Raw genomic sequence first — 10,912 nt, 5'->3', positions numbered from 1 at the left:
GTAAAGTAAACACTATAGGCTTAAGACAAGCTAACAAGTGTATGCAGCTCTCAGCTATAGCCTACAACCTCAAAAAATACCTCAAGTTCACTCAAAACCGGGTGAAAAGTGGAGCAGGAATGTTCGCCTTGTTTTTTAAAATTCACAATGACCTTAAATCGGGAGTATACGTCATTTTAAAAACACTTCATTCTTCTAATTTGCAAAGGATATAAAAACAAAAAACCTCCTAAAAGCGGTTTAAATAAGTGAGATTTTCTAAGAATTAAAGGCTTGTGCAACGGTTACCATTGTTGTAGCACGTTTTTTATTCTTTCGTAATTTCGGATTTTAATTCTTGCGTTTCTGGATTGTATTCAAAATTTCCACTGTAAGATGGACAGCAAGAAGCATCTTCATCAATCCAAATGTATGTTTCTCCATTAATTGTTCCATCAAAAGACTTCAATGATGTTGAAAGTTTCCAAATAGAATAAACTCCATTTTCCGCCAATTCACTTTTTATCTTTTTCTCAATCCTTTCAGTCAGCTTTACATCTTTGTAGTATTCTCCTTCATTAGAAAATATAAGAACAGAATAATCAGATGATGTTGCGTTTCCACCATTACAAGGTTCAACTTCCATACTTACAAACGCATCTACCATTCCGTCATTATTGAAGTCAGTTTTTTTAATTGTTATGTTATCTGAAATACCAAATACCTGGTCTGGATTTTCTTCTATCCACTTTTGGAAACTGTCATAATTACAAGGGTTTCCTAATTCACCAGTTAAGATTAATTCTTTTTTCCATTTCTCAATTTCGTTATCTAAAGTTGGTTTGTTAGATTGACTTTGGCAGCTCAAAACTGAAAGTCCACAAAGAACAGAAGTTAAAATTTGTTTTTTCATTTATTTAGTTTTATTGTTTTTCAAATGTGCTACAACGGTCTTGTATATTTGTCAGTTGTGGGAATTTAGGAACTAAAGATAGTAAAAAGAACTGACTTTGACGCGTGAGCGTCTGTGTCCGCAGGACACAAAACCACAATTGGAAATATACGTTGTTGGCTACAGTATTTATTTAGATGGTAATATTGTTAGAGATATAGTGACGTGAGTTTTATTTTCATAATCAGAATTTGGAGTAAAAGCACAAACTAATAGAGAAGTATTTTGCGAAATCATTTGATTAGTTATTTCAAATGAAATTTTATTATTTGATTGTGATGGAACGTTAATTTTTCCACCAATTGAGTATAAATAGTATTGTATTTCTCGATCTTTAGGGTCATTGGCATCTATAATTAATTCATAAATATCTCCAACCCTTAAAATTATATTTTCATTTATATTAGGCCATGAATTTCCAAAATTGTCGTTAATACTTATAATTTGAATAAAATAATCTTCTTTCATTATATTTTTATTATGATATATAGTGATTTGATTTCTTGTGTCATCGACTATACCATTCATTAAGTTTTCTTGACTTGATGTAAGTTCTCTACCATGTGATAAAGTATTTCTAAATTTTTCTATTTCATTAAAAAAAATATCAAATCTTTTTTTTTCTATAAAAATAGGAGAAAATATTTCCCAATTTTTATGGATAATAGTTCTCAAATCGTAAAAATCTGAATAATAGATAATTCTATCTTCGATTAAAGTTCCTTTATATTTTTTTCTTTCTATTTCCCGTTTTTCTTTCCAAGCGTTAATTCGTTGTTCAGTTACTTTATAATTACTATCATCATCTGAACCAATTAGTTTGATGAATAACTGTCTTAATGTATTTTCAAAAAGGATAATGGGAGATTTTTTCATTTATATTGTTGCCAACGGTCTTGTATAATTTCCCAGCTAAGGGAATTTGGGAACTAAAGATAGTAAAAAGAACTGACTTTGACGCGTGAGCGTCTGTGTCCGCAGGACACAAAACCTTAGTTGGAATTATACGTCTTAACTCCACGCTTATAGTTTAGAGTTCTATGAATCTAACTTTAAATTTAAAAAATCATTCCAGATTATTAGCAGGTATATTATTTAGTATTTTCATCTTTAGTTAAAAATTTATATTAAAAGGTATCTTAAAGTTGGTTAGGATTTCCAAAATAAATAATAATGAATTATAAATGGAAAGACTAAAAATTAAAAATCAGAATTGTAATTATAAAGTTTACTAAACATTTATTGATCACAATAATCAATAAAATAAAATTTCAATAATGTCGATAGGGATTACAATCTCAATTTTATATTTAATTAATAGTAGAATTTAATATCATTTATCTCGAAATGAGATTATCTAAATCACTTTAACTTTTAAATTTGAAAAAGGTAAAATTCTGTACCTATTCTGTACCCATTAAAAAACAAAAGGCTTTCGATTTCTCGAAAGCCTTGTTATTACTGTAGCGAGACCGAGATTTGAACTCGGGACCTCCGGGTTATGAATCCGACGCTCTAACCAACTGAGCTACCTCGCCGTTTGCGGGTGCAAATATAAAATTATTTTATTGTGCCGCAAATATCTTTTTAAAAAATAAAATAATTAATTTTTCTTTCAATGTTAGTAAAGAATATATATATTGCCTTACAACTAATAACAGAATATGAGTACTAAAATAAAATACGAAATGGAGTTTCCTATTCAGGCATCTCCGTCATTATTATATCAATATATTTCAACTCCTTCAGGTTTAAGCGAATGGTATGCAGATAACGTAAATTCTAGAGGAGAAATTTTCACCTTTATTTGGGAAGGAAGCGAAGAGCAAGCCAAGTTAGTAAGTAAAAAAAGTGGCGAGCGTATTAAGCTGCGTTGGTTAGAAGATGAAGAAGAAGGCGATCCGTATTTTTTTGAATTAAGAATTCAGGTAGATGAGATCACCAAAGATGTTTCTTTAATGATTACCGATTTTGCGGAAGACGAAGATGAAGTAAATGAAGGAAAAATGCTTTGGGAAAACATGATTTCAGATTTAAAACATGTATTAGGTTCTGTTTAAAAGACCCTTTTAATTTAGTATATTTGCCCCGTTTTTACTTAAATACGGGGTTTTTTATGATACATTTTGAAGGTGAACTATTAGAAGATCAAAACGCAAAGTTAGACTTAGATAACCGATCTTTTAATTACGGAGACGGCCTTTTTGAAACCATTAGAGTGATTAATGGTAAAATTATGTTTTGGGAAGATCATTATTTTCGTTTAATGGCTTCGATGCGAATTTTACGTATGGAAATCCCGATGAATTTCTCTCCAGAATATTTAGAAGAACAAATCCTTCAGCTTATTGAAGCTAATGGCTTAAGCCAAAAACCGGTAAAAGTAAAAATAAACGTTTACAGAAAGCCCGGTGGTCTTTATCGTCCAACGACAAGAGAAGTTGGTTATGCGATTAGAACTTACGAATTAGAAAATCCTTTCTACATTTTAAATGAAGAAGATTATGAGGTAGAATTATTTAAAGATCATTACCTCACCAGCGGATTGCTTTCTACGTTAAAATCGACCAATAAAACCTTAAATATCTTGGCAAGTATTTTTGCTGAAGAAAACGCTTACCAAAACTGTTTATTGGTGAATGAAAATAAAAGTATTGTTGAAGCGATTAATGGGAATTTATTTGTTGTAAAAGGCAATAAAATTAAGACTTCGCCATTAAGTGATGGTTGCTTAAACGGTATTACGCGTAAGCAATTAATAGGGATCATTCAAAAAACGGAAGAATTTACTTTTGAAGAAGCGTCAATCTCACCATTCGAGTTACAAAAAGCTGATGAATTATTCATCACCAATGTAATTTCTGGGATTCAACCTATTACAAAATACAGAAAGAAAAAATTTGAAAATAAAGTAGCGAAGCAACTGTTAGCTAAATTAAATACGACGGCAAGATTAGGTTAATTATAACTAGGATTTTCTGGTGCGTTAGACCAAATAAGGTAATCACCACCAAGCTCTTCCATCTTATCTTTCCAGAAGTTGGTAGCATCTTGTTGTAAAATACCTTTGTTGTCTTTGTTTTCGATCACGACCCAAGCATTGGCATCTAATTCTACGTTAAGTTGATTAGAATCCCAACCGCTATAGCCTAGAAAAAACTTGATATCATCTTCAAAAATAAGATTATTTTCAATGAGGCTTTTTACGACTTCAAAATTACCGCCCCAAAAGATACCGCCATCAATTTCTATACTGCCAGGAATAAGGTCTGGAACTTTATGTATAAAATAGAGATTGTCCTGCTCGACCGGACCACCGTTATAGATTTTAAAATCTTTATTTACGCCGGGTACAAGTTCAGAAAGGCTATAATCTAAAACCTTATTCAAGATAAAACCTACCGATCCTTCTGCATTATGATCTGCCAATAGAACAACAGATCGATTAAAGGATACGTCTCCTATGATCGAAGGTTCTGCTACTAATAATTTCCCTTTATTTGGTGGTAATGATATCAAAAATTCAATTCTTTTAAATTAAATCTAATTTAAAAATCTTATAAATGCAATAATTCAGTAAAAAAAGTCAATAAAAAAAAGCCTTTCAAGAGAGAAAGGCTTTGATTTTTTATGAATTACAGTTAATTCATAAATTAATTAACTGCTTTTTGTAAATCAGATCCAGCTTTAAACTTCACTACGTTTTTAGCAGCGATCTTGATAGTTTTTCCTGTTTGTGGGTTTCTACCTTCACGAGCAGCTCTTTTAGATACAGACCAAGATCCAAATCCTACTAGAGAAACTCTATCTCCTTTTTTAAGAGATCCTTCGATGTTTTCTAAGAAAGATTCTAATGCTTTTTTAGCAGCAGCTTTAGAGATTCCGGCATCTTCTGCCATTGCATCAATTAAATTCGTTTTGTTCATAATTTTTGTTTTAAACTAATTGTTGGTTAAACATTTATTGAATTCCTCTACAAATTTATACGGAAATCTCATCTATGCAAGCAATAGCAAGCGAAATGCGGATAATTGTTAATAACTTTGGTTAATTGTTAATAAAACTATCTTGTTTTATTTAAAATTTGCTCACTTCACTATTTATAAGGGTTTACAACATTTTTGCATTTTCTTCTAACGAAAATCCGTTGAGCAAATCTTTTGTTGCTAATTTTCGTTTTCCGGGAAGTTGAATTTCTTCAATAAAAATAAAACCATCTGAGGTAGCGACTTTTAGCTTTTTTTCTTCAACAGCAATATTCCCGATCGGTAATTCGTGTTTTTCGATAGAATAGTCTGCCGAATAAACTTTACATCGCAATTGCTTTTCACCGTTGTTAAAATACGTCCATGCCACGGGATACGGACTTAAACCTCTTATTAAATTAAAAATAGTTTTACTAGGTTGTTGCCAGTCTATCTTGGTGTTTTCGTTATTTAGTTTATAGGCTGTTTTTAAATTATCGTTTTGGTCTTGAGTGATCGTTTTCACTTCATCTTTTGCTATCGATTCTAAAGTATTGGCAACTAAATCTGCTCCTAAATGCATGAGTTTGTCGTGTAAAGATCCTGCATTTTCTTTCGGGTTAATATCAATTTCCTTCCTGTCGATAATGGCTCCAGTATCAATTTTTTCATCAATAAAAAATGTGGTTACACCGGTTTTTTCTTCTCCGTTGATAATTGCCCAATTTATAGGAGCGGCACCACGATATTGGGGTAATAAAGAAGCGTGCAAATTAAATGTACCTAATTCTGGAAAATCCCAAACTTTTTTAGGTAACATTCTAAAGGCAACGACGATAATTAAATTAGGATTCAAACGTTCTAAATCTGCTTGAAAGTCGTCAGATTTTAAATTAGTAGGTTGTAAAACTTCTAAATTATGTTTTAAGGCTGCTTGTTTTACGGCAGAAGCTCTTAGTTTTTGTCCTCTTCCGGCAGGTTTATCTACTGCAGTTACAGCGCCAACAACATTATAATTTTCAGCAATTATTTTATCTAAAATGGTAACAGCAAAATCTGGCGTTCCCATAAATAGTATTCTTAGATCTTTCATTTGAGCTTGTATTTTTTATCTGGGGTTAAGGTAATTTTTTCTATTTGATGCAAACGTTCTATAATTTCTAACATTAATTTTTCATCTTTCTGTAGAAGTAAAATTAATTCTCTTGAAGAATAAGCTTTTCGGCTTAAAATTTTTAAAATATTTAAAGCTAATTCTTTTTTGTAGCTATTTTTTGCAGGCTTTTTTTCTTCCGCTAAACAAACAGAGCATTTGTTACAGTTAGAAACATTTTTCTCTCCAAAATAGGAGAGGAGTTGCACCATTTTGCAGGTTTCTTGATTTTCAATAAAATCGAGTACTGCATTTATTTTATGTTCTTTATTCTTGTATTGCTGCTGAATATAAGGAATTAACGGATTAATGGTCGAATTGTCTTCTCTAGGCTGAAGAAAAAATACCGAAGTATCTTGATTCACGATTTCTAACTCAATAATTTCTTGCTGCTTTAATTCGCTTAAATCTTCTTTTAACGCAGAACGACTAAAACCGGTTTTGTATTGAAGTTCTTTAAATTCTAGCGGAGTAAATTGCTCAAAAATACCGGAATAATTCCTGGTTAAAACTTGAGTTAATTGAAAGTATTTTGGGTTCTTTTCTAAGTAAAAATCTAACTGTTTAGCGCTTACTCGAAATTTAATTTCGATTCGCTGCGTATATTCTTTTTTTAAAGTAAGCACGCTGGTTCGATCTAAAAGTTGTAGCGACTGAAAAGTTTTAGACGTATGTAATTGGTAAGTTTTGCAGAATTCTAAAAAGTTGAAATTATGAAAACTTTCTTTGCCTTCACCAAATGCGATCGAAAAATAGGCGTTTAACTTTTTATAAGTCAATTTTACATCTTCTACCTGCGGAAGCGTATTTAAAAACTGATTTTTTAAGCGTAAGCGATCGGCTTCATTATAAATTAAATACGTATAAGCTTCTTTACCATCACGACCGGCTCGACCAATTTCCTGAAAATAGCTTTCTAAACTTTCCGGTAAATGGTAATGAATCACGCTTCGCACATTGGCTTTATCGATACCCATTCCAAAAGCGCTGGTCGCTACCATAATTTGGGTTTTTTCTGCCAGCCAATCTTCTAAAAGTTGATTTTTTGTTGAATTATTTAAACCGCCGTGAAAAGCTGCCGCGGTAAAATTTTCGGTTGTAAGAAATTGCGCAATTTCTTCGGTTGCTTTTCTGTTTCGAACATAAATAATGCTTGAACCCTGATATTTTTGAAGAAACTGCTGAAGCTTATAATTTTTGTCTTCAAATTTTTCAAGGTTGATCGAGAGATTATCTCGCTTAAAACTTTGCTTAAAGACCTTCGCATTCGGGATATCGAGATATGTTGTAATATCTTCAACCACTTTTTGAGTAGCGGTTGCCGTAAGTGCAATGGTTTTTATAGTTGGATGTAAGTTTTTAAATGAAATTATATTCTGGTAAGCCGGTCTAAAATCGTGACCCCATTCAGAAATACAATGTGCTTCATCGACCACCAAATAACTTACATTCATTAATTTGATGCGTTCTTGTACCAATTCTTGACTTAAACGCTCTGGCGATAAATATAAAAATTTATACTTCCCGTAAATGCAATTATCAAGGGTTTTGTCGAGATCTGCGTAAGAAATTCCGCCTTCGATCATCAACGCGGGAATCCCGATTTTATTTAGATTATTTACTTGATCTTGCATTAAGGCAAGTAGCGGAGAAACCACGATACAAATGCCTTCTTTTAGCAATGCGGGAACTTGAAAACATAAAGATTTGCCACCACCGGTAGGCATTAAAGCAATCACATCATCTTCATTTAAGATATGACGAATCACTTCTTCTTGGCTTGGCCTAAATTTAGTATAGCCCCAATATTTTTGTAATATGTTTTCGGCTCTTCCTATGAGTTTGATTTTATATTTTCTAAAATGAAGTTAACTCTTTTTTCAACAGAAACTTTAGGAACTTCAATTAAATTATAGCCTAAGCTTTGATAAGTTTTTTCAAGGTATTTTTCAATCTCGATCGCTTGTTCTAAGTTTTCGTAACGTTCGTTATCAGATTGATAGATCTCTTCCCAGATCGGAAAAATAAAGGTTTGATCGTAGGTATATTTTTTATTGGCTTGCAGAAATTCTTCCGGGTAAGTATCACCTTTAAAATCCATATAAGCCGTCACATCGGGAATACCGCGATCTAAGAAAACGGGTTCGTTAATTTTTTCAGCTTCTTCAAACTGTTTTATTCTACCTTCTAAAAGTTTTTGGCTAAACAGTAAAGGATCGGTTAAAAATAACTGCTCGATTCCTTCTTGTTGTGCTTGCTGAATGATCTCTCTAGAAACTTCATCGAAACACGTGTAATTTCTGTTCTTTAATCCGTTAATTACAGATGTTTTTCCGGTACCGGGACCTCCGAGAATTAATATTTTAGAATGTTTTGGCATGAATCGCTATTTAATTAAAGGCAATTTAAAAAAATAGCTTAATTACAGTATCTTTGTGACACAAAAAAAGAAATAGATTTTATGAGTGCAAAAGAGAATCCGGAAGAGTTTTATAAAAAATTGCATAGCCAATTGCAAGAAACTACTTCTTGGCCAAGTGAATACCTATATAAATTTATCGTTCCTTCAGATAATCATAAAATAGCTTTGGTTGAAGGTATTTTTGATAATATGGGAGCAGTTATCAATACCAAACAATCTTCAAAAGGGACTTATACCAGTGTTTCTGTTAATGTAACGATGAATAATCCTGATCACGTGATCGAAAAATATAAAGAAGTTGGAGAAAAAGTAGAAGGCGTAATTTCACTTTAATTATTTATTATACATTTTTTTAAGTAACCTTCAATATAATTTGTTATTTTGCGCAAGAAGGTTATGACTACTACGATAACCAATAACTTAATATTTAGTAAACTTCAGTTTTGATATACGATTTAGAATACAATTCAGAGAGAAGCAAATTAATTATTCCTGAATATGGACGTCATATTCAAAAAATGGTTGAATATGCGGTGAGCATTGAAGATGATAAGAAAAGGAATGAAGTTGCGAACTCGATTATTGCGGTGATGGGAAATTTGAATCCGCATTTGCGTGATGTGCCCGATTTTCAGCATAAACTATGGGATCAGTTATTTATTATCAGCGATTTTAAATTAGACGTAGATTCGCCGTTCCCAAAGCCTTCTCGAGAACAATTACAAGAATCTCCAGATGCGTTAGCATACCCGCAAAACTTCCCTAAATATCGTTTCTACGGAAATAATATTAAGCGAATGATCGATGAAGCGATGAAAATGGAAAGCGGACCTTTAAAAGAAGGTTTAGTATTTACCATTGCTAACCATATGAAAAAATGTTACTTAAATTGGAACCGTGATACGGTTGAAGATAAAGTAATTTTTGATCATTTATTTGAGTTAAGCGACGGGCAAATTAACCTAAACAAAAAAGATGAAGACCTTTCTGATTCTTCAGATCTTTTAAGAGGAAAACGTCGTAATAACAATAATAATCACAAGAAAAATACAAAAGGAAAAAACCGCGGACGCAAGCGTTATTAAAACCAACTAACCAACTATGGCTACATTTCAGATCGAGGGTGGGCAACCTTTAAAAGGTGAAATTCAACCTCAAGGCGCAAAAAATGAAGCACTTCAAATTTTATGTGCAGTACTTCTTACTAACGAAACCGTAAAAATTAATAACATACCCGATATTAGAGATGTAAATAAACTTATAGACATCTTAAGTAATCTTGGAGTTAAAATTCAGAAACTAGGTAAAGGCAGTTACAGTTTTAAAAGTGACGAGCTTAATTTAGAATACTTAGAAAGTGAACAATTTAAACAAGAGGGTAGTGGTTTAAGAGGTTCGATCATGATTGTTGGGCCGTTGTTAGGTAGATTTGGAAAAGGATACATTCCGCGTCCCGGAGGTGATAAAATTGGTCGTCGTCGTTTAGATACCCACTTTGAAGGTTTTATTAAACTTGGCGCAAAATTTAGGTATAATAAAGAAGAACGTTTTTATGGTGTTGAAGCTCCCGATGGTTTAAAAGGAACTTATATGCTTTTAGAAGAAGCATCGGTTACCGGGACTGCAAACATCGTGATGGCAGCTGCTTTAGCTGAAGGTGAAACGACTATTTACAATGCCGCTTGTGAACCTTACTTACAACAACTTTGTAAGATGTTGGTTTCTATGGGAGCTAATATCGATGGTATTGGTTCTAATATGCTGAAGATTAACGGAGTTAAAGAACTTGGTGGTTGTACGCATACCATTTTACCCGATATGATCGAAATTGGATCTTGGGTTGGTTTAGCCGCAATGACAAAAAGTGAATTAACCATCAAAAACGTAAGCTGGGAAAATTTAGGATTAATCCCAAATACGTTTAGAAAACTAGGAATTACCATCGAGAAAAAAGGAGACGATATTTACATTCCTGCACATAAAGAGGGTTACGAAGTGCAAAGTTTTATCGATGGTTCTATTATGAATATTAGCGATGCTCCTTGGCCGGGTTTTACTCCAGATTTGTTGAGTATTATGTTGGTGGTGGCTACACAAGCTAAAGGAAGTGTGCTAATTCATCAAAAAATGTTTGAAAGTCGTTTGTTCTTCGTCGATAAATTGATCGATATGGGAGCGAAGATTATTTTATGTGATCCGCACCGCGCTACAGTAATTGGTCATAATTTTGAATCACAATTAAAAGCTACAACGATGACGAGTCCGGATATTAGAGCCGGTATTTCGTTATTAATCGCTGCCTTATCTGCCAAAGGAACTTCAACTATTCATAACATCGAACAGATCGATCGTGGTTACGAAGATATTGACGGAAGACTTAGAAAGATCGGAGCAAAAATTACTCGTCTGTAAATAACTAAAATATAAAGCATAAAAAAAGG

13 protein-coding genes and 1 tRNA gene are annotated in these 10,912 nt (G+C 32.6%); 6 read left to right on the top strand and 8 right to left on the bottom strand.

Annotated features, from left to right (window positions below):
- On the top strand, positions 1 to 215 hold a 215-nt coding region (locus G551_RS16710), incomplete at its 5' end, for a hypothetical protein (RefSeq protein ID WP_205618354.1).
- A gap of 92 nt (positions 216 to 307) precedes the next feature.
- On the opposite strand, the gene G551_RS0102560 is transcribed toward G551_RS16710, so the two are convergent.
- The 3 genes from G551_RS0102560 to G551_RS0102550 all read right to left on the bottom strand — a co-directional run bounded on the left by G551_RS0102560 (position 308) and on the right by G551_RS0102550 (position 2,469).
- Entirely contained in the window at positions 308 to 892 is a 585-nt protein-coding gene (locus tag G551_RS0102560) for a hypothetical protein (protein ID WP_027884098.1), read from the bottom strand.
- 168 nt (positions 893 to 1,060) lie between these two features.
- Complete coding sequence (locus G551_RS0102555; protein WP_027884097.1) at positions 1,061 to 1,807, bottom strand: hypothetical protein; 747 nt, start codon at positions 1,805 to 1,807, stop codon at positions 1,061 to 1,063.
- A gap of 588 nt (positions 1,808 to 2,395) precedes the next feature.
- Positions 2,396 to 2,469 (bottom strand) — tRNA-Met (locus G551_RS0102550).
- Positions 2,470 to 2,595: 126 nt separating this feature from the next.
- On the opposite strand from G551_RS0102550, the gene G551_RS0102545 reads away from it, so the two are divergent.
- Positions 2,596 to 2,991 carry an START-like domain-containing protein gene (locus tag G551_RS0102545; protein WP_027884096.1) on the top strand — a complete coding sequence of 132 codons (396 nt, stop codon included), beginning with the start codon at positions 2,596 to 2,598 and terminating at the stop codon, positions 2,989 to 2,991.
- Positions 2,992 to 3,047: 56 nt separating this feature from the next.
- Entirely contained in the window at positions 3,048 to 3,893 is an 846-nt protein-coding gene (locus G551_RS0102540; protein WP_027884095.1) for an aminotransferase class IV, read from the top strand.
- Here the strand turns inward: G551_RS0102540 and G551_RS0102535 are convergent.
- The 5 genes from G551_RS0102535 to G551_RS0102515 all read right to left on the bottom strand — a co-directional run bounded on the left by G551_RS0102535 (position 3,890) and on the right by G551_RS0102515 (position 8,429).
- Entirely contained in the window at positions 3,890 to 4,450 is a 561-nt protein-coding gene (locus G551_RS0102535; RefSeq protein ID WP_027884094.1) for a YqgE/AlgH family protein, read from the bottom strand. The genes G551_RS0102540 and G551_RS0102535 overlap by 4 nt on opposite strands.
- Before the next feature lie 134 nt (positions 4,451 to 4,584).
- Entirely contained in the window at positions 4,585 to 4,857 is a 273-nt protein-coding gene (locus tag G551_RS0102530) for an HU family DNA-binding protein (protein ID WP_027884093.1), read from the bottom strand.
- 184 nt (positions 4,858 to 5,041) lie between these two features.
- Positions 5,042 to 5,989, bottom strand: a complete 948-nt coding sequence (fmt, locus tag G551_RS0102525; protein ID WP_027884092.1) for a methionyl-tRNA formyltransferase — start codon at positions 5,987 to 5,989, stop codon at positions 5,042 to 5,044.
- Positions 5,986 to 7,869 carry a RecQ family ATP-dependent DNA helicase gene (locus G551_RS0102520; protein WP_262492845.1) on the bottom strand — a complete coding sequence of 628 codons (1,884 nt, stop codon included), beginning with the start codon at positions 7,867 to 7,869 and terminating at the stop codon, positions 5,986 to 5,988. Before G551_RS0102520 ends, fmt begins: the two co-directional genes overlap by 4 nt.
- Positions 7,870 to 7,883: 14 nt before the next feature.
- Positions 7,884 to 8,429: an AAA family ATPase gene (locus G551_RS0102515; protein ID WP_027884090.1), complete on the bottom strand. Its 546-nt coding sequence runs from the start codon at positions 8,427 to 8,429 to the stop codon at positions 7,884 to 7,886.
- Between the two features lie 81 nt (positions 8,430 to 8,510).
- Here G551_RS0102515 and G551_RS0102510 point away from each other — a divergent pair, with 81 nt between their 5' ends.
- The 3 genes from G551_RS0102510 to murA all read left to right on the top strand — a co-directional run bounded on the left by G551_RS0102510 (position 8,511) and on the right by murA (position 10,883).
- A complete protein-coding gene (locus G551_RS0102510) occupies positions 8,511 to 8,804 on the top strand; it encodes a DUF493 family protein (RefSeq protein ID WP_027884089.1) in 294 nt (97 codons plus the stop codon).
- 110 nt (positions 8,805 to 8,914) lie between these two features.
- Complete coding sequence (locus tag G551_RS0102505) at positions 8,915 to 9,556, top strand: DUF4290 domain-containing protein (RefSeq protein WP_027884088.1); 642 nt, start codon at positions 8,915 to 8,917, stop codon at positions 9,554 to 9,556.
- A 16-nt stretch (positions 9,557 to 9,572) separates the two neighbouring features.
- Complete coding sequence (gene murA, locus G551_RS0102500; RefSeq protein ID WP_027884087.1) at positions 9,573 to 10,883, top strand: UDP-N-acetylglucosamine 1-carboxyvinyltransferase; 1,311 nt, start codon at positions 9,573 to 9,575, stop codon at positions 10,881 to 10,883.
- Positions 10,884 to 10,912 lie beyond the last annotated feature (29 nt).

Source organism: Mesonia mobilis DSM 19841, assembly GCF_000423405.1.
GTDB lineage: Bacteria > Bacteroidota > Bacteroidia > Flavobacteriales > Flavobacteriaceae > Mesonia > Mesonia mobilis.
Note: the sequence above shows the minus strand (reverse complement) of the source record. Positions and strands in the feature narration are given on the sequence as shown.

Bases quoted from the DNA above. Each gene is read 5' to 3' on its own strand.
- G551_RS0102510 (WP_027884089.1), top strand. From the start codon at position 8,511: ATGAGTGCAAAAGAGAATCCGGAAGAGTTTTATAAAAAATTGCATAGC.
- G551_RS0102530 (WP_027884093.1), bottom strand. From the start codon at position 4,857: ATGAACAAAACGAATTTAATTGATGCAATGGCAGAAGATGCCGGAATC.
- G551_RS0102555 (WP_027884097.1), bottom strand. From the start codon at position 1,807: ATGAAAAAATCTCCCATTATCCTTTTTGAAAATACATTAAGACAGTTA.
- G551_RS0102545 (WP_027884096.1), top strand. From the start codon at position 2,596: ATGAGTACTAAAATAAAATACGAAATGGAGTTTCCTATTCAGGCATCT.
- G551_RS0102540 (WP_027884095.1), top strand. From the start codon at position 3,048: ATGATACATTTTGAAGGTGAACTATTAGAAGATCAAAACGCAAAGTTA.
- murA (WP_027884087.1), top strand. From the start codon at position 9,573: ATGGCTACATTTCAGATCGAGGGTGGGCAACCTTTAAAAGGTGAAATT.
- fmt (WP_027884092.1), bottom strand. From the start codon at position 5,989: ATGAAAGATCTAAGAATACTATTTATGGGAACGCCAGATTTTGCTGTT.
- G551_RS0102515 (WP_027884090.1), bottom strand. From the start codon at position 8,429: ATGCCAAAACATTCTAAAATATTAATTCTCGGAGGTCCCGGTACCGGA.
- G551_RS0102560 (WP_027884098.1), bottom strand. From the start codon at position 892: ATGAAAAAACAAATTTTAACTTCTGTTCTTTGTGGACTTTCAGTTTTG.